Below are 19,737 nucleotides of genomic sequence, written 5' to 3' on the forward strand. Positions count from 1 at the left end.
CATCCTTGGCCAATACACCAGATATTTGTTCTGGAGACCATTGCTCAGTAATAAGAAGGCGCTTCGCCTCTTCCATGACATCCTTGTCGACTGAACGATTGCCTGGCTTTCTGCGCCTTGTTTGTACTGCATTTGCTTGGGCAGTTTCCCAATTATAGTGTCTTCGGACTCCGCTATTACGTCTTATTTCACGAGACACTGTACTTGCACTTACATTTATCGCCTTGGCAATATCTTTTTGTTTCGTTCTATTTTGGAGTAGCACAGAAATTGTGTACCTTTGCTCCGAGGTTAATTGTTTGTACATTGCAATGCAAAATTAATTAATCTTTGGGAGACAGAGGTCTCCCTTTCTTATTTTTATGCATTGCTTGTTGATTTTCTTCTCATGGGGGCTTCTCGCCCCCAAACCCCTCGGTGTTTTCAGGTATAGATTATTAAGCTACACCAGCACTTGGGATTGCAGTTCTATGTTGAACTTGCGTCAGCGAATTTTTACCACAAATCCTCGACAAATTCATAACTGGGAATATTCTGCAGAGACACAAGGTTATTTCATCTTGATGGAAACTTCTTTTGCTCAACAGTATAATATTGATTTTTCTACTCCCTATCAGGATATTGACAAAGAGGAAATCTCTTTTGTGGAGACTGTTTTGAAGAAAATGCTTGTGGAAGAGGATAAGCAAAAGCAAGAGATAGCCATTTCCTATTTTATTTCTTTGCTTAAGAAAGGGAGAACTATTTATAGGAGTCAGGACACCTTGATTTTTAAGTACAAAAAACTACTTATGGAAAATATCCATACGAATCTACCCATAACAGCCTATGCCGAACGATTGAAAACAACTCCTGAGACACTCAGTGAATTATGCAAAGTGCAAACGGGGCTTTCAGCTAAGCAGTTGCAGTTGGATATGAAAATAACCGAAGCCAAAAGATTATTGTTATACACCACTCTGAACATCAATGAAATCGCTTTTAAATTAGGATTTGAAGACAACTCTTATTTTGCAAAAATATTCCGACAGAAAACATCTTTCTCACCGACTGCTTTCCAAAAGAAATATCTAAAAAAGTCTTAAAAGCACCCAAATAAAGGAGAAAAATCCTATCCGAATGCATTCTTGCCGAATTATCTTTGCTCCAAAAAGATGAAACCGATAATTGGTATTTTGTCTTTATTTATTTCAGTATGTGCAACAGCACAAATAAAAGAAAGAAATATGGAGTCAGAACGTTTTAATAGAGGCTGGGAAAAGCTTAAAGAAATTGATGATGAGGCTGGCAAGAAAGTAATTGAAAGTCTCAAAGAGATTTCTCCCGATTTGGGAAGATTCATTATAGAGTATTCGTTTGGAGATATTTATTCTCGTGACGGATTGGATTTGAAATCGAAAGAAATTGCGGTAGTCGCTGCACTTACAGCCTTGGGCAATGCCCGACCGCAACTGAAGGTTCATCTCAACGGAGCGCTCAATACAGGAAACTCTGTCGATGAGCTGAAAGAGGTTGTTTTACAAATGTCTGTTTATGCCGGATTCCCTTCAGCCATCAACGGGATGAATGCATTAAAAGAAGTCTTGCAGGAACGAAAACAGCATGGTGTTTCTGACAATGAGGGTTTTGAAGAAAGAAAAAACGCCCAAGACCGATTGCAGTTAGGAAAACAGCAATTGTCAGCGATAGCTCCAGGAATGGTGGAGCAACTGCAAAGCACTTACGATGGTTTTGCTCCTGAATTGACACAGTTCATACTCGAATACGGATATGGAGATATTTTCTCAAGAGAAAATTTGGATAGAAAATATCGTCAAATAGCCACCATTGCAGCGTTAACAGCCTTGGGCAATGCCCTACCTCAGTTGAAGTTTCATATCAGAGCAGGCTTGAATGTCGGACTTTCCGAAGAAAGCATCAAGGAAATTATGCTTTTGATGACTGTTTATTCGGGTTTCCCATCCGCCATCAACGGGATGAATGCATTAAAAGAAGTACTTGGCGAAGGTAAATGACCTGTTTCCGCATGGCATGCATATAGCAGAGAGTGCCATTAGAATATGATTCACAGATTTTCCATTCCGAATCTGGCAATTTCATCGATAATCAGCAGCACTTTCTCGCCCAATGGTGTAAGTGAATACTCCACACGTGGAGGCACTTCCGGGTATTGTTTCTTGGCAATCAATCCCTTTTCGCAGAGGAATTTCAATTCGTTTATGAGCATCTTCTCGCCACTAAAAATATAATGGATGCGAACGATAAATTCTTTCATTTTACTTTGTGTATTCTGCCTGTTCTGTCAGCCGACCTTTGCCCAGCGCAGGGTGCGGCTGGCAGACTTGCCACCTTTTGAGCGTGCGGTAGTTGTTGTGAAATATTTTGAGGGACTGCACGGCTGGAAGAATTATCCGTATGTTGGATATGGGCATCAGCTGCAACGGGGAGAGCATTTCACTGCAGATATGACGGAACGGCAGGCAGACTCCCTGCTCCGTGCCGACCTTTGGAAATGTTTTGAACACTTCAAAGGATATGGTAAGGATGCCCTACTACTCACATTGCTTGCCTACAATGTGGGTGTGGGGCGATTACTCGGTTGTGGTAAGCACCCTAAGAGTAGACTACTGCGAAAGATAGAAACTGGAGATAGGAACTTTTATCGGGAGTATGTTTCGTTTTGCCGATACAAGGGAAAAGTTTTGGGTGGGTTGGTCAAACGGCGAAAGGTTGAGTTTGCGTTGTTCTTTATCATCTGACTATATTAAACCAAGAATTATTCCTATGATGTTGTTTCTATTTTGCTGAAAAATTGTAACTTTGTATTACGATTAAATAGGATAAGCAATGAATAAAGAAACAAAAAAGGTACTCTTCGTCTTATTGAATGAGTACACAGATTGGGAAGGTGCTTTTCTCTCTACAGCCCTTCATGTTGGCGTAATACCAGGTAGTGAAATCAAGTACAGAGTGCATACAGTTGCTCCGACATTAGATGCAGTCTGTTCCATTGGTGGATTCAAAACGTTACCTGATTATTCTTTTGAGAATATGCCCAAAGACTATGCAGCCTTAGTCCTTATCGGTGGCAATCGATGGGATTCACCTGAAGCAGAACTTGTTGCGCCATTGGTACAAGAAGCATTGGATAAGGGTAAAATAGTAGGAGCGATATGCAACGGAGCATCGTTTCTGTGTGCTCATGGCTTCTTGAACAACGTAAAACATACGGGTAATGGTCTCGACCAACTTAAACAATGGGGTGGTGAAAGATACACGAACGAAACAAGATATGTGAACGCACAGGCTGTAAGTGATAAAAACATCGTTACAGCAAATATTACTGGTCACTTGGAGTTCACTCGTGAAATGCTCTTACTTCTGAAAGCCAATACCTCGGAAAAGATTGCAGCTTGGTATGACTTTTATAAGAATGGATTTGTAAAATAGTAGTCATACTACTAAATAAAATTGATGCGTGGAGTACATCGTCTCCACGCATCAATTTTATAGTTAGCAATCACACATACATCTTATTTTATGGATGCGGTTCTGGCTGAGGTCCTGGATAGGGATGTTCCTCACCAGACTTCTTGTCAGGTGCTGAAACACGTTCGTAGCTCACGCCAGTAAGTGTAAAATACTTCTTTGAAGGGGTGAGATGTACCACAGGTTTCGTAATATGAACCTTTGGGTTGAACTCCGTTTTTCCCTTCTCAACCAATTTACTCTGGAAAGAAGGTGTAAGTGTCCCGATGTCTCCGAAGTCTACAATGTCTCCGTTCTCAACGTGCTTCTTTGCTATCTCAGCTGCAAGTCTGAGAACAGCCTCGACTTCTGCACCTGTGAACGTTGTAGCGTGTGCCACTTCATCACAGAAACTACGATGATCAACTCTCTTTCGTCCTGTAGGATGAGCCTGCACAACGATTTTCCCTTTCAAATTTCCAACTGTTCCTTTACGCTCCTTTAGCGTATAAGCAATGGGTCTGTTCGCCATAGTCATTAGTGTTGCCCCCGATTGTTAAGCCTTTGGAGGCTGGGGCTTTATCCTCCTCAACTTGTTAATAGATTTATATCACAAAGGTAAGAAATTTCTTGATTATCTCCAAGAAAAGCACATATTTCTTTTGACACTTATCAACCCTTTTTCGCAAAGGGGTTCACCTAAATGAGTAAAACTATCTACCTATTATCAGAAAAGGGTCTACCTTTTTCGTCAAAAGGGTCTACCTTTTCAATTAAAAAGGTCTACCTTTTTTGCCGAAAAGGTAGACCCTTTTTGAAGAAACAGACAAACCTCTTCTGTAGATTTGGATATGGTTAATTAATAACCCTAATGAGAATATGCGGTATTTGGTTTTCACTTTGTCCGCCGATTTTCAATTCGTCCGTATAGTTATAGATGATGTTTTCAATCTCTGTCTTCATATCTCTGATAATTTAATGGTTCATACTTTATGCTGTCGCTTTCATTCTTCGGCTTATAAGACCTCGATTAGCGTTGACAAGGTTTACTATCTGCTCGTGGTATTCTGTGTTCTTGTTGCATACCCCACGACTTTGCACCACCTCCAAAGTTCTTAACGACACTTCAATGGTTTCTATTCGCTTGCCTTCAATGGTAGCCGAAAGGATAAGGGAGTCCTCCTTGAGGTAATAGGCGTTGGAAAATACGCAATGGTGCATTGATACACCTTCTTCCAAATGTTCTTGCACGCTCTCCAATACGTGGACTTGGATAGTGCCGTCCGTGAAACAGATACCGAAAAATTTGGATTTTAGTTCCTTGAAACGTTTTTCGTCTTCCATTGCCTTCTTTTGCTTCTGTCTTATCTCCACCTGTTCACGCTGTCTGAGAAGTTCCTCGTGGCTGCGGTCGTGTTCGCCTTTAAGGTCTGTGGGGCATAAATATTTTGGATTATGAATATCCTTACCTAATCTTCTAAGTGTATCTACATAATCACTCCAAAGGGAAATATCTGTAATATCATAACCCTTACGGACTGCAATCTTGTAGGACTGCCATAGTTCCTCAAAAGTTCTCTTGTTGCCAAGAAAGTAACGTAAGTGGTCTGTGTGACCTGCTTTTAACAATGTTTCCACACGGCTGTCTGTAAGCAATGCAGGAATAAGCTGGGTAGGCACGATGCCATAGAAATTATCCTTAAAACCATTTCTGCGAAGTATGTCTGTAACCTTGAACTTCGGATATATCGGTGAGTAGGCAATATGCTGATAGGCTTCATTATCGTTGCGTATTGCCATAGGACTATAATAGGAAAAGGTATCAACATAGTGTCCCAATACTCTCTGTATGGCAACCACAGTTTTTCGTCCCTGCATATTCCACCAATATTGCCCAATCTCAATTATGGAGGTCTGAGCTTCGTAACCTTTCTCCATACCCACAATAAGCAGGAACATACGTAATACTTGAAATTCTCCGCAAGTGGTAAGTAGGGTGAAATACTGCTTCTGCTGCAACTTGCGTTCGTTGGTTTCCTTGACCTGCAACTTTGCCCTGCAATGAGGGCAAGTGCAAGTTTCTCTATGTTTATTCATTACCCAACTATGCCCACAATCCATACAAGTGGTGCGACCTTTTGGCAAGCGGTAGGCGAAGTGGTCTATGCACTCACGAAATACCCACTTACTTTGTGTCTTAGTTATCGGGCGAAGATGCTTGCTTTGTTCCAAAACCTCCTTTTCAAATTTGTTTCTCGGTTTCATAGGCTTAAAAATCGAATAGTGATGGTTGTACTTGGGTTGCTACATTCTCGGTCTTTTTCACTCGTGCGTTACGGCTCTGTAACTTGGCAAGTTCCTCACGCTGATATTGCTTAATGGCTTCCTGCCTTGCTTCGGCTTTTTCTTCCTCTGTGAGTTCTACAATGTGATTAACGGCAACTTGGCAAGAAATAGCCTTACCCACCTCTATATCGTCCTCATCGTAGTAGTGAACAGCCATAGAGAAGATTTTTTCGAGCTAAGCTCTCAACAACTCGTCATCATCATCAAAGCCGTTGCAACCGCTTTTCTGCACCTCATTAAGAATGTAGGTGATGCACTCCTCGATATTCTTGTTCGGTTTCATCAAGTTAGGGGCAAACAAGGAGTCTGTCATAGCACGCTGATTGAGATACTCGGCTATTGTCCGTGTGAAATGTTCTGTTCCTTTCATTGTCGTATATGTTTTGATGTTGTTAATACTTGGGAATTTCTACTATTTGATTGATGCGCCCATATAGGTAGGCTCTTAGGCTTGTTCTGTCGGGTGCGTAATACCCTGTCCATTGTCCGTACTGATTGACAAGGTATTTCTTCAGTACATCAAAGAAGTCAAAGCGATAGCCTTGTAGTGGAACGGCTGTGCGGAAATAGGTGTTTGAGTTCACTGCTTCACATAGCCAGTTCTTTTCTTCACGGCTCATACACTTGCCACGATTGAGTTTCACACGCAGGAGATATACTTTGCTATTACAAAGGCTCTCCAAAGGGGGAACGTCCCATTGTACAAACTTAATTGCCAACACTTGCTCACTCTTTTCAGCCGTAGGGTTAATGCGGTAATGAGAGGAGGAGCTATATCCTTTTCTGTTCATCGAAGATGTTGTATTTATTTTTTGCTTATCCATAGCGACATTTTTTTTATGCGTCCAAAGATCGGAGTATGCTGATTCCTTTTTGTAGCAAAAAAAGAGGTAGCGGGGCAGGCTTGCACAAGGTTTTGGCGGAAAATACTACCCGTAGGTGTGGAGATTTTCCAGACAAACCAAGCGGCTTAGGACCTTGGGAAAGCCACAAGACCCGTACTACCTTTGCGAATAAAAAGGGAACAGCATCCGTCTCCTTGTCATCGCATATCGTGGAGCATAGGAAAAGAAGCAAAAGTGCAACAGCCGTAGTGGAAAATAGAAAAGGTGGCTATCTCGAAATGTGAGATAACCACCTAATGAAATAACATGAAAGGTATTACAGAGCCGTGCTTTTCAAAGCACGCATAGCAGGATGGCACAGAGTATCGCCAGCCAGAAGAGAATGCTCAGCAGCGTAAACGTCACTTTTAGAATTACCCTGACTATAAAGCGTAGTATCAGAAAACCTGCAATGACAGACACGATAGTTACGACTTGCGGCGTTACTATCTTCGAGATAAGCCAAATGGCACCGATAACGACGGAAAGCAGGATAGCGAGTTCGATGAAGCGTGTCCAAGAGAAGCGGCGGACTTGCTTGAGAGAAGTCGGCTGCTGCTTGTTCTTATCGGTTTTGTTCGATGCGTCTGCCTTGATGAAGGCAGGTGTGTGAACATCTTGATTCATGATGATTGTATTCATATCGGAGCTTTTAATAGTTCAAGAGCAATATCAAGATGCGCAGGCTACACAAAGACAAGTGTTTGCAAAACTCTTGTCGTGTGAAGTGGAGCGTTTATCTTGGCTCTTGACACTACAAAAGCTCCCGATGGTGCTACATCATGTCATGTTCTCACTATCGACGGTTGGCAGACCATTAACCTCGATGATCAGAACGATTGTCCCTGTCAGTTCGGTGTAGAGTTTCTCATACTCTGGACTTGCACCAAAGTCGTCCGTCAGTTCATACTTATCGAAAACGCTTTGCACAGCCTTATTCTTCAAAAGTATCGGTGTTAGTCTTTCAGGAAGAGGAGAAGGGAGTTCTTTCTCGAACTCATTCTCTAAGACAGATACAAGCGTGTCATACTTGGAAAAGTGCAAACCTTGGTATAAGACTTCACTTGCCATTGTCTCCGCCTCTGGGTGAGAAAAACCTTGTGCTATAGCATCGCAGTAAGAAGTTAGGGCTTCATCAGCTCTTGCCGTTATGAATGGTTTGTCACTCAGCATTTCGGAGAAATGCTCACTGAGATAATTCTCTAATTTCAATCGGAAGTAAGATAATTCTTTCTTTGTTTCCATAATCATCTATTATTTTAGGGTTGTACATTAATATATTATATGCCATGGCTGTATTAAACTTACTGAGCTTTCCAGCCAGTTCTTCCATGTCACGTTCAACTTTCTTATTTGTTATTCGTGCATAAATCTGAGTTATTCTGATATTTGTATGTCCAAGCATCTTTGATACAGACTCCATTGGTACCCCTTTGGATATAGACATAGTGGCGAAAGTATGCCTTGCCATGTGGAAGGTCAGATTCTTTTTTATGCCACAAAGGTCGGCAATTTCTTTCAAATATGAGTTGATACGCTGGTTGCTCAACATAGGAAAGACTTTCCCCCCTTTTCTATTGATGTCGTAGTACCTTCTTATAATGGCAAGTGGAATGTCCAGTAACATGACGTTTTCATCTACGCTTGTTTTGTATCTCTTGGTGATAAGCCATTGTCTGTCTTCTACGGTAACAATTTTATCGTAGGTAAGATTATATACGTCAATGTAGGCTAATCCCGTGAAGCAGGAAAAAATAAAAATATTCTTTACTAACTCCAGCCGTTCTATGTCAAAGAGCTTCTTCATAATACGGAGTACCTCTTCTTCTGTGAGGTAGCCACGATCTACCAATTCATAGCGCAGCTTGTGATTCGCAAATGGATCATGCATGATAAGTCCTCTGTTTCTCGCATAGTTCACGACCGTTTTCAGGTTTCTCAATTTTTTGGTGGTTGTGTTATGCACACCACCTACAACAGATGTAAGGTATAATTCGAAGTCCTGAACAACGGCACTTGTCAGTTCTGTCAGTCCAATATCCTTGCGATGATACTTTTCTTGTAGAAAATCCTGAAAGTTCTGCCTCACCACCTTATACTTATAATAAGTACCCTTTGTTAATGTCTTACCAACTTGTTGTGTGATGGAGTCTATATACTTGTCAAAGACTGGCAGAAAAGTGGTATATTCTTTGTCTGTACCAAGGAATACTGACCTGATAAGGTCTATGGAAAGTTCCTCTGATGTTTCATATTTCCTGTAAATCTGCATCAGTGTTGTTGTCAGTGCATCTATAGAAGCATTAATGGAGAGTGCTTCTGCTGTTCTGCCAATCATTCTGCTGGTTTTGTTACTCCACTTGGATTTATCCACAAAAATTTTAGTGGATCCAAGATTTGCCTTTTCGCCACCGAGATATATTCGGAGCATTACAGGTGATTTTCCTTCTTTGTTCTCATAGTTGGAACGTAGGTAGTAGGATACCTTGAAAGTCGTTTTCATAACGCATCATTTTAGTGTAGCTTTTTGGCTACAAAGTTCGACATAAGTTCTTGAAAACGAAAGTTTTGCATGCCGTCAATTTAATAGTCATTTTCCATTCATTGCTACATTTTTTTGAGAGTCTGCTTTTGTGTAGCAATTTCTGTAGCAGAAAATGACCGAATGATGACTATCAAAAGGTATAGTTTGGCAGTCAAACGGATATGGATAAAAACAAAAAATCGCTGTAAAACCTTGATTTTACAGCGATTATCCTTGTTTTGAAGGCTAAAATGACGTGTTGTTTGACATCTTTTTGAAACCTATTTGTGGACCAGCCTGGGCTTGAACCAGGGACCTCCAGATTATGAGTCTGTTGCTCTAACCAACTGAGCTACAAGTCCTGAATTTCGTGAATTCGGCTGCAAAGGTAATCAATTAAATGGAAAAAGGAGAATAGATGATAAAGAAATTTAATGTTTTAACACATTTTGAGTGAGTCGAGGTCGGTTTATGACCGATTTGGTGTATCTTTGCATAAACGTAGAACGATTTTGGAGGGCATGGTTTTTATTGCTTTCATGATTTCGTAGTAGGAACGGGAATGTCGTTTAGATGGATTTACCATTAGGCGATTATATAAGATAAAAAGGATTGAACATTATATATATAAATAAAGGTGAGGCACGAGAGATGCCTGAATTGGTGGCTACCATAGGCTTCTTTGATGGCGTACACCGTGGTCATCGGTTTCTGATAGACCGTGTTATTGAGGAGGCACAACGGTCGGGAATGTCGTCAGCAGTTATCACCTTTGATCGACACCCACGTGAGGTGTTACAGACTGATTATCAGCCTGATTTGCTGTCGACGCTCAACGAGAAACTGCTGTTGCTCTCCAAGACCCATGTCGACAATACTGTTGTATTGCATTTCGATGCTTCTTTAGCCGCACTCACGGCCCATGACTTTATGCGAGACGTCCTACAAGGGCAGTTAAAGGTAAGGAAACTCATCATAGGATACGACAATCGTTTCGGACACAACCGTTCGGAATGTTTTGACGACTATGTGCGCTATGGTAAGGAGTTAGGGATTGAGGTCATCCGTGCCGATGCCTTCCTGCCTGACGACGTTCGTGTAAGCTCTTCAGTCATAAGGACTTGCCTCCGAGAGGGTAGGGTTGAGGATGCTAATCGCCTATTGGGATATGATTACACGATAGAGAGTCGCATCGTCAGTGGCTATCAGAACGGGCGTAAGATGGGTTTCCCAACCGCCAATCTCGATGTTACTCGTTGCCAGCAGCTCCTCCCTGCGTCAGGCGTTTATGCCATTTTGGTGCGTTTGAAGGATTCTGTTGGTTGGAAGCGAGGAATGATGAACATAGGACATCGCCCCACCTTCAACGGCACAACCACCTCGATGGAGGTCAACCTCTTCAACTTCTCTGGCGATCTCTATGGCCAGGAGCTCCTCGTCAGTTTTATCAGTAAGATAAGAGACGAGCGTAAGTTCGATTCTATCGACGCCTTAGCCGAACAGTTGCAGCACGATAAAGTTCAGATTAACAAGCTCTTCGATACGACTTATCATATCGACAACAACCTCATTAATATCCAATAAGATAATGCAAAAGAATACTAAAAACGTGTGGAGCGCAGTATTATATATCATACTGTTTATATCACTTTTCATCTTTATTCAGTCTATCTCTTTGTTAGGAAGCGGCTATGTTTTCAATTTGCTAAGCGGTAATGGAAAAGTTCATAGCGTCATTCCTAATAATTCTGGAGAGTGTATTGCAGTATCAGCAGTCCTAAGTAGTTTTATGACAATTGTCCTTTTCGTTGCAATGCGATGGGCACCTGTCTCCCGCAACTACCTTAAGAGCCGTCCTTGGGGCGTCTTCGTCTGGGCCGCACTATTAGGTTTAGGTTCCATCCTCCCGACGGAGTACCTTGTAGAAAAGATTAATCTGACCATGCCAGACACTACGAGAATGATGTTCGAAGAAGTCATGAAGGTATCTTGGGGCTATGTCGCCATAGGTCTGATGGTACCGATAGCCGAAGAGATAGTCTTTCGTGGTGCCATACAGCACACGCTGCAAGTGGCGTTAGGCAAGCGTTATCCTTGGATAGCCATCGTCATTTCAGCTTTGATCTTTGGTTTTATTCATCTCAATTTAGCACAGGGTGTCCACGCCTTTGTGATAGGTTTGCTCTTAGGATGGATGTATTACCGTACGGGAAGCATACTACCAGGATTCGTTTTCCACTGGGTCAACAACAGTGTAGGCTATCTCATGTTTAACCTACTACCAGAGATGAACGACGGAAAGCTCATCGATTTATTCCATGGCGACGACCGAATGATGTATGGAGGACTGTTTTTCTCACTCTGCATCTTCGTTCCTTCGTTGTTGCAGTTGATGAGGCGGATGACAAGCGGACAGCGATAAGCTCCCACACACTTGTCTTTATGTAAACATTTTTCGTCCCTCACGGACGTAACACATGCCCTTCTTGCATATAGAAGAGGCCTTTCAACATTCCAAAACATGCCCTTCTTGCATGTAGAAGACGCCCTTCTTGAAGCAAGAAGGGTGTCTTCTTTATTGCTATTCGTAACACTTTGATTTCTTGTGGGTTATCCGCTCGGTTTGAGTGGTTGCCATGCTCTTGCTTAGAGGGCGTTTAGCTTGAGTATATGTAATGATTTTTTTCTCACAGAAAAGCACAGATGAACAGAACACACAGCATTCCACAGAGACATTAAGTCAACCGATTTCACAGAACGTTACAGCCAACGTTAGCTAATCATCAACACCTACCACTCATCACCCCACAGCCTTCTTTGGCTATAACGTTCTGTGAATTCTGTATGCCGGAGGCGTTCTGTGAGTTCGAAACTGTGCGCAAAAAGATTCTGTTTAATCTGTGAGTTCTGTGAGAGAAAGAAATATCCTTCGTGAAAGAAGGAACTCCCCACGACAATTCTCCAATATTCTTTTTCTCACAGATAACACAGAAGAACAGAACACACAGCATTCCACAGAGACATTAAGTCAACCGATTTCACAGAACCTTACAGCCAACGTTAGCTAATCATCAGCACCTAACACTCATCACCCAACACCCATCTATAGCAGTAACGTTCTGTGAAATCTGTATGCCGGAGGCCTTCTGTGGGATCGAAACGTTGGTGGAAAAGTTCTGTTAAATCTGTGAGTTCTGTGAGAGAAAGAAATATCCTCTGTGAGAGAAGGAAATATCCTTCATAAGAAAAAGATATACCCTCTGTGAGGGAGAAAGCTCTCACCTTCTGCCCCCTCACCCCCTCCCCCTACACAAATCGACCATTACACCGACTGATGAAAGTCGTGTAATGGTCGATAGATAACGCTTGTTAGGGCGGCAGAAGGCATACTGTTAGGACGACTTTAGCCCTAACAAGTAAACGCAGATAGCCCTTACAATCAATTACTTAGAGGCCGTTTAGCTGATTACATATTGTCGCACTCCTCATTCTCGTGCACAGGAATCTTAGCTTCCTTAGTCGTTTTCTCAGCTTTATAACCAAACTTTTCAAAGTACTTCTTAATCTGCTCCTCGTTAGTCTTCTGTGCATCGTAAGTAACATAGACCTTCTGTTCGTTTACATCAGTCTTGATCTCCTTCACACCCTTAGCGAATCTGAGGTTGTTCTTGACCTTAGCTTCACAGTTAGCGCAGTGCATCTGTGGTGTTGTCGTGTAGATAACGGTCTTAAGATTCTTAGCAGTTGCGATCATGGCAGTCATGACCAACAACATTGTGAAAATAGTTTTCTTCATATCCGAATTGTTTTTATGAATTAATAATATGTGTTCTAATATCCTTATTGTTGATGTTTTCCGAGATTGAGACGAATGCCCACGTATGCCATAGCACCCTGAATAGGTCCGTAGACCATTGTTGGCTCAAAGCTGTTATCCCATGGGTTTTGATAGCCAATGATAGGGTTTTTCTGCTTGAAGTTCGTAAGGTTCTCTCCACCGAGGTAGAGTGAGAAGTTACGGAAGTATCTTGTTATCTGTGCGTTAACCTGTCCGTAAGCCTTATAGTTGCGTTCCCAAGAGAGGTTACCAGTAGCGAGAGTGTAAGGCTCAGGCATACGTCCGCCCCCATTCAAGGCCAAGGTAGCATCAAACTGCCACAGACCTAATGGCGTCTTATAGCTTGCTGTGAGCAGTCCCTTGTATCTACTCTGCAGCGGTTTCCACATCAGTCTACCGCCGTAGGTGGTTTTCACGAGGTTATAACGGTAGGCTGCTGTCAGTTCAAAGCCCTTAAAGAGCGGATAAGACGCATCAATCTGGAACGTATGCGAGTAGCTCTTACCATCGAGATTAGTAACATGAATCTCCTGCGGGTTCGTATCGTAGTCGATAACTGTCTGTGAAAGGAAATCGGTGTAATAGTACTCTGCGTTCAACTTCAGCATCTTCTGTGCGATAGGGATGAGGAAAGCGAAGCTTGCCCCATAGTTCCATGCTGCCTCCTGATTGAGCTTGTCGATGATAAGACGTCTACCAGAAGCCATGAGATAGTTGTTCTCAGCCAGTGCGTGAGGACTCCTGTAGCCCTTACCAGCCGATAGACGAAGGGTGAGGAAATCGGTCGGAACCCACTTTAAGTGAAACCTTGGAGAGGCGAAGGTGCCGTAGACATTACTATGGTCGATGCGTAATCCTGCCATAGCGATGAGCTTATTATGCAGGTTATAAGTGTATTGCACGTATGCGCCCGGTGTTGTCTCGCTCTCAATACCCCGTGTGAGCGGGTAGAGATTACCGTAGTTAGCAGGCACAGCAGAGGTTGGCAGGGTCAGACTCTGGTGCAGGTAGTCATGGTTAAGACTCAGTCCAGCAGAGAGGTTATGCTCATCAGTGAAGTTAGTCTCAAAGATCAACGATGCGTAAGCAGTCTTTTCATTGACGTAATAGTCCTTGATACCATACGAAGCGTTCTGCTGGTGCATAGAAACATTACCCATTAAGGCAATGTTCGTACCGTGTGCTGGGTCTAAGATAAAGGCATTCTTCATGTAAGCCTCATATCTGTTCGTACCGATATTGATGCGATAAGGCGTCATGCCTGCCGTCATAGAGCCATGATGGTCGACCTGTCCGCTCGTGCGATCTTCCTTTAATAGCGACAAGCCAGCGTGCAACATGTAGCTACCCGACTTCCAATACCATCGGTTCTGAAGGTTATATTGCCTTACACGAGGGTCGTCTTGGAAGCCATCCCCATTACCATCATGCTTGCTCCAGTTGTTCTCGAAGTGGGCAAGAATCCCCGTACTAAGGTTCTTATTACCGTTGATATGGATGTTACCATCGGCATTTGCCTCGAATTTACCCATCGTACTACCATAGAGATTGAGCGTTACTCCCTCCGGATCTTCGGGCTTTAAGTATTCAACATTAATCTGTCCGGCCATTGCTTCATAGCCGTTTTTGACAGAGGAGTTGCCCTTACTGACCTGAAGACTCTTCATCCAGCTACCAGGAACATAGCCGAGACCGTAGGGGAGGGCCGCTCCACGGAAGTTAGGAAGGTTCTCTGTAAGCATCTGAACATACGTACCACTGAGTCCAAGCAGCTTCACCTGCTTTGCACCAGTGGCCGCATCAGAGTAGTTAACATCGACTGCAGGGTTGTTTACGAAGCTCTCACCAAGGTTGCAGCAAGCGGCTTTGAAGAGTTCATCTCGTAGGATGTCTTTCCCGTTGATAGCACCTGCGAGCGATCTCACTGACGCCCTTCTTGCGGTGACAGTCACGTCAGAGAGCGTCTGATCTTTAAGTGTTGCGGTAGAGTCGGGGGCAGTCTGCTGTGCTGCAGCTGGTAGGACAGACAATAGGGTCAGTCCTGCTAAATATATAATCTTATTCATTATTGTTTGATTACTTGATGTTTTAGAATTTGTGAATAGATGGGCAATATCAGCATACGGCGTAGACTGATACGGCCTTAGCACCTGTAATCACTTGAGATACAGGTAAGAAGAATCTTCTGTCACCCCATTCTGCGGGCAACAGACACATCAAGAAATCAAATTAAAAGCGTGGTGAGGATACGAAGATATTGTCGTGGCGGACTATGCCAAAGCAACGACAACACCCTCTCTGGTGCCTTTGTCAGAACGGGCAAAGGCAGAAGCTGATTGCAGCTAACCATCTGTGGGAGAAGAGACAACTGTAAGGGTTGGAGCTTAAAGAAGCTACTCTGTGCCGTATTCGTAGGCGATAGCGTCTTTACAGTATACTTCATGCAATGGTCGGCCTTGCTCTCATTGCAGTGTCTCTTAGTCTCCGTCTTGGCAACAGACACATTCCCTGTATGCCCGCACACCATTACCATGATGCCCGAACCAATCCAAAGTATCATGACAGATAGCAGGATTGAGAGTGATATGTTGGCCAATTTCTTCATAAATAGGCTGCAAAGATAGAAAAAATCATTAACTTTGCAAAGTTTTTAAAGGTTTTTTTAATGTTTAGTACGAGCCGTCAGAGGCGAATAAAGTATGTAGGAACTGGTATTTTACTAGCTCTCCTATTTATATATATCATCTTTCGTTGTCTGCCTCCTTCAGTGGAAGAGGTAGATAAATGCGGTGTATCCGTTAGTCAAGAGACGTATTATGCTGTCGAAGCAGACGGCAAGAACGTGGCTTACTTTGCCGATTATACTGACTCATCATTTGTCAGTGGTTCGGTGAACAAGGACTCTATTCCAACACGTAGCGTCCGACAACAAGGCTATTGGGTCAACCGTTGGCCCCTCATACCGTCTTGTCGGGGTCGTATTCTTATCCGATGGGACTATCGACCATCAACGATAGTCAACTTGAAGGGCGTCGGCGTGCAGCAACTCCTGCGTCAGACGGTGGCAAAGATGGACGGAGAGTTAGACGGACTACAGACCAAACGCAACGAGATGGGCTATTATCTGCGTGTTCATAGTGTGCAGGATTATGGCTACAACAAGGTTGCCGACTATAATGCGGAGGTCGTACATGCGATGGACTCACTACGAAGAATTATCAAGGTGTTGGACTCCACGCTCGCTACCTCAGCCCGTCTGCGTATTCTTCAGCTCAATCGTTACACCCTTCTGCCGTCATCAAAGAAAGAGAAAGGCATTGCTTGCAACCGACTTGAGACTGATAAGGAGCAAGGAAGTGTACTCTTACAGACGGAGGATGCGTCAACACCGCTCGGTGTCTTCACTCCTTTGCAGAAAGCGGGCGGTTTAGCGGCATTGAAGCGATACTATACTCGTCACCGCCTGTCAGTCGGCAATCTCTTAGTAGGCGTTCGTTTTGAAGGCGGCCGATACGTGGGCGAGATGGAGAAGGGTGTGCCCAACGGTTATGGAAAGTATTTTGGCGACGATGGAAGCTACTACGACGGTCATTGGACAGGTGGAAAACGGAACGGATTTGGCATCTATGTGGCCCCACATGAGTATCTACAAGTGGGCGAATGGAAAGCGAATGTGTTTAAGGGCGAGCGACTTACGTATAATCCCGACCGTGTCTATGGCATCGACCTGTCGCGCTATCAGCACGAAGACCATGGTAAGGTCTATAAGATACATTGGGACAGACTGCGCATCACCGACCTCGGTACGCTGAGTACGAAGACTATTAAGGGGAGGGTAGACTATCCTGTTTCGTTCGCTTATGTCAAGTCAACAGAGGGTTGTACGGTGTTGAATGCCTACTACGGAGCCGACTACAAGGCTGCACGTGCGCATGGTATTCGTACAGGAACCTACCATTTCTTCTCAACGAAGTCGGCTGGTACGGCACAAGCTAAGTATTTCTTAAAGTACAGTAGGTTCTTGAAAGGCGACCTACCACCAGTCTTAGATGTCGAACCGTCTGATGCGCAGATTGCAGCAATGGGTGGTGCGGCTGTGATGTTCCATCATATTCGAGCGTGGATGAGCTATGTCTATAAGCATACGGGTAGGCGTCCGATACTCTATATCAGCCAAGTATTCGCTAACACCTATATGCCCTTAGCCCCCGACTTAGGTGATAACTATCACGTTTGGATAGCTCGTTATGGCGAGTATAAGCCGAATTTCAAACTTGCCTACTGGCAGTTGAGTCCTGACGGGACGGTGCGTGGCATCCATGGTGGGGTAGACATCAATGTCTTCAACGGCTATCGCAATCAGTATGAGGAGTTCCTTAAACGCCATTGCTTCTAATACAGTCGTACGATAAACCGCTTGTTTACTGCGTGTTGGCAGTGTTGAACTATCTTACTGACGGATGGGTGCAGACAGAGAGATACCTCTGTTCCCTCTATGTTTACGCCTTCTATTGTAAAGAAAATTCCTCTCTTGATTTTAGAAGAGGCTTAACAAGCTTGAAGAAGACGCTCCTCTTGCTCGTAGAAGACGCCCTTCTTGCCCCTTGAAGAGCATGTTCTCGACCCTTGAAGAAGCCCTTCTTTTTTGCAGTTGTGTAACTTGTTGATAACAAAACACTTGTGTGTGGTGTGAAAGAAGAGGTTATAACCCCTTTTTTCAAGTTTTCTCTTGTGTGTTTTGTAATGATATTTCAATAAGGGAGGATATTGAATACAAAGCTAAAACAGCATAGTTAATAGTAGAAAACGATAGGATAAGATTTATTACTCCTATCTGTCCTCGTGGTTAATGAGGTCGCTATCTAATCGACAAACAGTCTGTTAGTAAACAAAAAGAAAGCCGACAAGATATGGGGAGAGCCCCCACACCCTGTCAGCAGAATCTATTGTAAAACTTAAAACACGAATTAGATGATATTAAAACACCATCGTAATTACTTCTTTTCTTTGTAGAGATCTTGGCAAGTCTTCCATCCGAAGTGCTTGTAAAGCTCGTTCAAGCGGGTTTCACGGGTCTTGAAAGAAGCAAAGTCCTTCTTGTTATTCTCCGTCCAAGCCGTCTCTGCCATTGCAGCAACACGTGGGAGGAGCTGGAAGAAGGCGAGGTCGCGACCGATGATATACTCTGTCCATAGGTTAGCCTGAACTCCCTTAACATGCTTCTTCAACTCTGGTGCAGCGTCGTCAGGCACTGGGTTGTAGCTGTAAGTTGTCTCTACAGGGAGCATATTACCGATGAGAATCATGCGATTATCTGGCTTCTGATAGAAATCAAGGTAATAGTAAGTGGTTGGAGTCATGATGGCATCCAATCCACGCTTAGCCGCTTCAATACCGCCATTGACGCCACGCCAACTCATGACAGTTGTCCCCTTGTCTACATCACCCTCTAAGATCTCATCCCAACCGATGATGTTACGACCCTTAGACTCCAAGTGCTTGGCCACTTGATTCATGAAGTAAGCTTGCAACTGAGCCTCTGCAGAGAAACCATTAGAGCCTTTCAAGCCTAAACGCTTAATCTCAGCTTGGCAGCGAGGACAGTGTTGCCAACGCACACGTGGGGCCTCGTCGCCTCCAATATGGATATACTTAGATGGGAAAATATCAACGATTTCGTCTAAGACATTGTTTACGAACTCGTAAGTCTTAGGGTTTCCAGCACAGAGAATGTCTGGGAATACACCCCATTGCTCGGCTACCTTGTATGGACCACCCGTACATCCAAGCTCTGGATAGGCTGCCAATGCACCGAGCATGTGGCCTGGCATGTCGATTTCAGGGATGACTGTGATATATCGATCAGCAGCATATTTGACAACCTCACGCATCTCGTCCTTTGTATAATAGCCTCCGTAAGGTGTGTCATCATAGAGTCCTGTCATACGGCCGATGACAGTCTGCGCACGCTTTGAGCCTATCTCAGTCAACTTAGGATAGCGGTCAATCTGCACACGCCAGCCCTGGTCTTCTGTTAAATGCCAATGGAAGGTGTTGATATTGTGGAGGGCCAACATGTCTATGAACTCTTTGATAAAGTCCATCTTGAAGTAGTGACGAGCACAGTCGAGCATCGTACCGCGATAGCCGAAGCGTGGATAGTCAACGATACGGGCTGCAGGGAAGGTGACGCTCTTGGCCTTCTCTAATGGTAAAGACTTGCGAAGGGTCTGCACACCATAGAATACACCACGTGGCGTCTTGCCCTCTATGGTGATAGTGTTAGCCTTGATGGTGATGACATAACCCTCTTCATTCTCAATCTTTGGGTTGAGCTTTAAGGTTATAGTGTTCCCCTTCTTGTTCTGATCATCGAGAGTAATACCCGTAGCCTCCGTGATATACTGTTTCAAAAACTCACCATTACGGCGCATAGCATCATCTTTGCTGGCTACGTTGATAGAGGTGAAAACTTCTAAAACGAATGGTGCACCCTTCTCAGCAGTGACACTCTGTGGGAGAGGAACTACCTGATAGTTCGCATCTGTGGCATGAAGCGAGATGCTCGCTACCATCAATGCCACTGATAGTAAGATTTTCTTCATCTTGATAAAACGAATGTTTTGTATTTAGGTTTTTATATTCTGGATTCTAACTATCCACGGACAAAGATACAA

Annotated in this window: 18 protein-coding genes, 1 tRNA gene and 2 pseudogenes; 7 read left to right on the top strand and 14 right to left on the bottom strand. The window is 43.6% G+C overall.

Annotated elements, in window-relative coordinates; translation table 11 throughout:
* On the bottom strand, nucleotides 1-307 hold a 307-nt coding region (locus HMPREF0666_RS18045), incomplete at its 3' end, for a helix-turn-helix domain-containing protein (RefSeq protein WP_009011640.1).
* A gap of 163 nt (nucleotides 308-470) precedes the next feature.
* Between HMPREF0666_RS18045 and HMPREF0666_RS06805 the strand changes: the two genes are divergently transcribed.
* Complete coding sequence (locus HMPREF0666_RS06805) at nucleotides 471-1,085, top strand: AraC family transcriptional regulator (protein ID WP_009011641.1); 615 nt, start codon at nucleotides 471-473, stop codon at nucleotides 1,083-1,085.
* A gap of 69 nt (nucleotides 1,086-1,154) precedes the next feature.
* Nucleotides 1,155-2,015 carry a carboxymuconolactone decarboxylase family protein gene (locus HMPREF0666_RS06810; protein ID WP_198010542.1) on the top strand — a complete coding sequence of 287 codons (861 nt, stop codon included), beginning with the start codon at nucleotides 1,155-1,157 and terminating at the stop codon, nucleotides 2,013-2,015.
* Nucleotides 2,016-2,065: 50 nt separating this feature from the next.
* Here the strand turns inward: HMPREF0666_RS06810 and HMPREF0666_RS06815 are convergent.
* Nucleotides 2,066-2,233 (bottom strand): annotated as a pseudogene (locus tag HMPREF0666_RS06815) (winged helix-turn-helix transcriptional regulator); the annotation flags it as partial.
* Nucleotides 2,234-2,252: 19 nt separating this feature from the next.
* Between HMPREF0666_RS06815 and HMPREF0666_RS06820 the strand changes: the two are divergent.
* On the top strand, nucleotides 2,253-2,759 hold the full coding sequence (locus tag HMPREF0666_RS06820; RefSeq protein WP_009011643.1) for a lysozyme: 507 nt from the start codon (nucleotides 2,253-2,255) through the stop codon (nucleotides 2,757-2,759).
* A gap of 88 nt (nucleotides 2,760-2,847) precedes the next feature.
* Nucleotides 2,848-3,450: a type 1 glutamine amidotransferase family protein gene (locus tag HMPREF0666_RS06825; protein WP_009011644.1), complete on the top strand. Its 603-nt coding sequence runs from the start codon at nucleotides 2,848-2,850 to the stop codon at nucleotides 3,448-3,450.
* An 88-nt stretch (nucleotides 3,451-3,538) separates the two neighbouring features.
* On the opposite strand, the gene HMPREF0666_RS06830 is transcribed toward HMPREF0666_RS06825, so the two are convergent.
* The 8 genes and pseudogenes from HMPREF0666_RS06830 to HMPREF0666_RS06870 all read right to left on the bottom strand — a co-directional run bounded on the left by HMPREF0666_RS06830 (nucleotide 3,539) and on the right by HMPREF0666_RS06870 (nucleotide 9,584).
* The gene (locus HMPREF0666_RS06830; protein WP_042856156.1) at nucleotides 3,539-4,000 is read right to left on the bottom strand and encodes a histidinol phosphate phosphatase; all 462 of its coding nucleotides are present in this window, start codon (nucleotides 3,998-4,000) and stop codon (nucleotides 3,539-3,541) included.
* A 458-nt stretch (nucleotides 4,001-4,458) separates the two neighbouring features.
* Nucleotides 4,459-5,733 (bottom strand): PcfJ domain-containing protein, encoded by a 1,275-nt coding sequence (locus HMPREF0666_RS06835; RefSeq protein WP_009011647.1) that lies wholly within the window; start codon nucleotides 5,731-5,733, stop codon nucleotides 4,459-4,461.
* A 4-nt stretch (nucleotides 5,734-5,737) separates the two neighbouring features.
* Nucleotides 5,738-6,184, bottom strand: a pseudogene (locus tag HMPREF0666_RS06840) (PcfK-like family protein).
* Nucleotides 6,185-6,206: 22 nt separating this feature from the next.
* Nucleotides 6,207-6,638, bottom strand: coding sequence for a hypothetical protein (locus HMPREF0666_RS06845; protein WP_009011650.1), 432 nt, complete (start codon nucleotides 6,636-6,638; stop codon nucleotides 6,207-6,209).
* Between the two features lie 354 nt (nucleotides 6,639-6,992).
* A complete protein-coding gene (locus HMPREF0666_RS06855; protein ID WP_009011651.1) occupies nucleotides 6,993-7,340 on the bottom strand; it encodes a hypothetical protein in 348 nt (115 codons plus the stop codon).
* Between the two features lie 138 nt (nucleotides 7,341-7,478).
* Nucleotides 7,479-7,943 carry a DUF1896 domain-containing protein gene (locus HMPREF0666_RS06860; protein ID WP_009011652.1) on the bottom strand — a complete coding sequence of 155 codons (465 nt, stop codon included), beginning with the start codon at nucleotides 7,941-7,943 and terminating at the stop codon, nucleotides 7,479-7,481.
* Entirely contained in the window at nucleotides 7,885-9,201 is a 1,317-nt protein-coding gene (locus HMPREF0666_RS06865) for a site-specific integrase (protein WP_009011653.1), read from the bottom strand. The genes HMPREF0666_RS06860 and HMPREF0666_RS06865 overlap by 59 nt, the downstream gene beginning before the upstream one ends.
* Before the next feature lie 309 nt (nucleotides 9,202-9,510).
* Nucleotides 9,511-9,584: transfer RNA gene (locus HMPREF0666_RS06870), tRNA-Ile, on the bottom strand.
* Between the two features lie 250 nt (nucleotides 9,585-9,834).
* Here HMPREF0666_RS06870 and HMPREF0666_RS06875 point away from each other — a divergent pair.
* Together HMPREF0666_RS06875 and HMPREF0666_RS06880 are read left to right on the top strand one after the other, a co-directional pair.
* Nucleotides 9,835-10,806 carry a bifunctional riboflavin kinase/FAD synthetase gene (locus tag HMPREF0666_RS06875; protein WP_042856132.1) on the top strand — a complete coding sequence of 324 codons (972 nt, stop codon included), beginning with the start codon at nucleotides 9,835-9,837 and terminating at the stop codon, nucleotides 10,804-10,806.
* Between the two features lie 4 nt (nucleotides 10,807-10,810).
* Nucleotides 10,811-11,644 (top strand): CPBP family intramembrane glutamic endopeptidase, encoded by an 834-nt coding sequence (locus HMPREF0666_RS06880; RefSeq protein WP_009011655.1) that lies wholly within the window; start codon nucleotides 10,811-10,813, stop codon nucleotides 11,642-11,644.
* A gap of 1,044 nt (nucleotides 11,645-12,688) precedes the next feature.
* On the opposite strand, the gene HMPREF0666_RS06885 is transcribed toward HMPREF0666_RS06880, so the two are convergent.
* The 3 genes from HMPREF0666_RS06885 to HMPREF0666_RS06895 form a co-directional block, all read right to left on the bottom strand.
* Nucleotides 12,689-13,018: a heavy-metal-associated domain-containing protein gene (locus HMPREF0666_RS06885; protein ID WP_009011656.1), complete on the bottom strand. Its 330-nt coding sequence runs from the start codon at nucleotides 13,016-13,018 to the stop codon at nucleotides 12,689-12,691.
* Nucleotides 13,019-13,062: 44 nt separating this feature from the next.
* Nucleotides 13,063-15,126 (bottom strand): TonB-dependent siderophore receptor, encoded by a 2,064-nt coding sequence (locus HMPREF0666_RS06890; protein WP_009011657.1) that lies wholly within the window; start codon nucleotides 15,124-15,126, stop codon nucleotides 13,063-13,065.
* Nucleotides 15,127-15,284: 158 nt separating this feature from the next.
* Nucleotides 15,285-15,665, bottom strand: a complete 381-nt coding sequence (locus HMPREF0666_RS06895) for a hypothetical protein (protein ID WP_009011658.1) — start codon at nucleotides 15,663-15,665, stop codon at nucleotides 15,285-15,287.
* Nucleotides 15,666-15,725: 60 nt separating this feature from the next.
* On the opposite strand from HMPREF0666_RS06895, the gene HMPREF0666_RS06900 reads away from it, so the two are divergent.
* Complete coding sequence (locus HMPREF0666_RS06900; RefSeq protein ID WP_009011659.1) at nucleotides 15,726-17,456, top strand: GH25 family lysozyme; 1,731 nt, start codon at nucleotides 15,726-15,728, stop codon at nucleotides 17,454-17,456.
* A gap of 598 nt (nucleotides 17,457-18,054) precedes the next feature.
* Here the strand turns inward: HMPREF0666_RS06900 and HMPREF0666_RS06905 are convergent.
* Nucleotides 18,055-19,665 (bottom strand): beta-N-acetylhexosaminidase, encoded by a 1,611-nt coding sequence (locus tag HMPREF0666_RS06905; RefSeq protein ID WP_009011660.1) that lies wholly within the window; start codon nucleotides 19,663-19,665, stop codon nucleotides 18,055-18,057.
* Nucleotides 19,666-19,737 lie beyond the last annotated feature (72 nt).

The organism is Prevotella sp. C561 (genome assembly GCF_000224595.1).
Taxonomy (GTDB): domain Bacteria; phylum Bacteroidota; class Bacteroidia; order Bacteroidales; family Bacteroidaceae; genus Prevotella; species Prevotella jejuni.

What these genes read in the sequence shown, in the direction of transcription:
- HMPREF0666_RS06835 (WP_009011647.1), bottom strand. Translation starts at nt 5,733, where the DNA reads ATGAAACCGAGAAACAAATTTGAAAAGGAGGTTTTGGAACAAAGCAAG.
- HMPREF0666_RS06885 (WP_009011656.1), bottom strand. Translation starts at nt 13,018, where the DNA reads ATGAAGAAAACTATTTTCACAATGTTGTTGGTCATGACTGCCATGATC.
- HMPREF0666_RS06810 (WP_198010542.1), top strand. Translation starts at nt 1,155, where the DNA reads ATGAAACCGATAATTGGTATTTTGTCTTTATTTATTTCAGTATGTGCA.
- HMPREF0666_RS06855 (WP_009011651.1), bottom strand. Translation starts at nt 7,340, where the DNA reads ATGAATACAATCATCATGAATCAAGATGTTCACACACCTGCCTTCATC.
- HMPREF0666_RS06860 (WP_009011652.1), bottom strand. Translation starts at nt 7,943, where the DNA reads ATGGAAACAAAGAAAGAATTATCTTACTTCCGATTGAAATTAGAGAAT.
- HMPREF0666_RS06830 (WP_042856156.1), bottom strand. Translation starts at nt 4,000, where the DNA reads ATGGCGAACAGACCCATTGCTTATACGCTAAAGGAGCGTAAAGGAACA.
- HMPREF0666_RS06805 (WP_009011641.1), top strand. Translation starts at nt 471, where the DNA reads ATGTTGAACTTGCGTCAGCGAATTTTTACCACAAATCCTCGACAAATT.
- HMPREF0666_RS06890 (WP_009011657.1), bottom strand. Translation starts at nt 15,126, where the DNA reads ATGAATAAGATTATATATTTAGCAGGACTGACCCTATTGTCTGTCCTA.
- HMPREF0666_RS06820 (WP_009011643.1), top strand. Translation starts at nt 2,253, where the DNA reads ATGCGAACGATAAATTCTTTCATTTTACTTTGTGTATTCTGCCTGTTC.
- HMPREF0666_RS06895 (WP_009011658.1), bottom strand. Translation starts at nt 15,665, where the DNA reads ATGAAGAAATTGGCCAACATATCACTCTCAATCCTGCTATCTGTCATG.
- HMPREF0666_RS06825 (WP_009011644.1), top strand. Translation starts at nt 2,848, where the DNA reads ATGAATAAAGAAACAAAAAAGGTACTCTTCGTCTTATTGAATGAGTAC.
- HMPREF0666_RS06900 (WP_009011659.1), top strand. Translation starts at nt 15,726, where the DNA reads ATGTTTAGTACGAGCCGTCAGAGGCGAATAAAGTATGTAGGAACTGGT.
- HMPREF0666_RS06880 (WP_009011655.1), top strand. Translation starts at nt 10,811, where the DNA reads ATGCAAAAGAATACTAAAAACGTGTGGAGCGCAGTATTATATATCATA.
- HMPREF0666_RS06865 (WP_009011653.1), bottom strand. Translation starts at nt 9,201, where the DNA reads ATGAAAACGACTTTCAAGGTATCCTACTACCTACGTTCCAACTATGAG.
- HMPREF0666_RS06845 (WP_009011650.1), bottom strand. Translation starts at nt 6,638, where the DNA reads ATGGATAAGCAAAAAATAAATACAACATCTTCGATGAACAGAAAAGGA.
- HMPREF0666_RS06905 (WP_009011660.1), bottom strand. Translation starts at nt 19,665, where the DNA reads ATGAAGAAAATCTTACTATCAGTGGCATTGATGGTAGCGAGCATCTCG.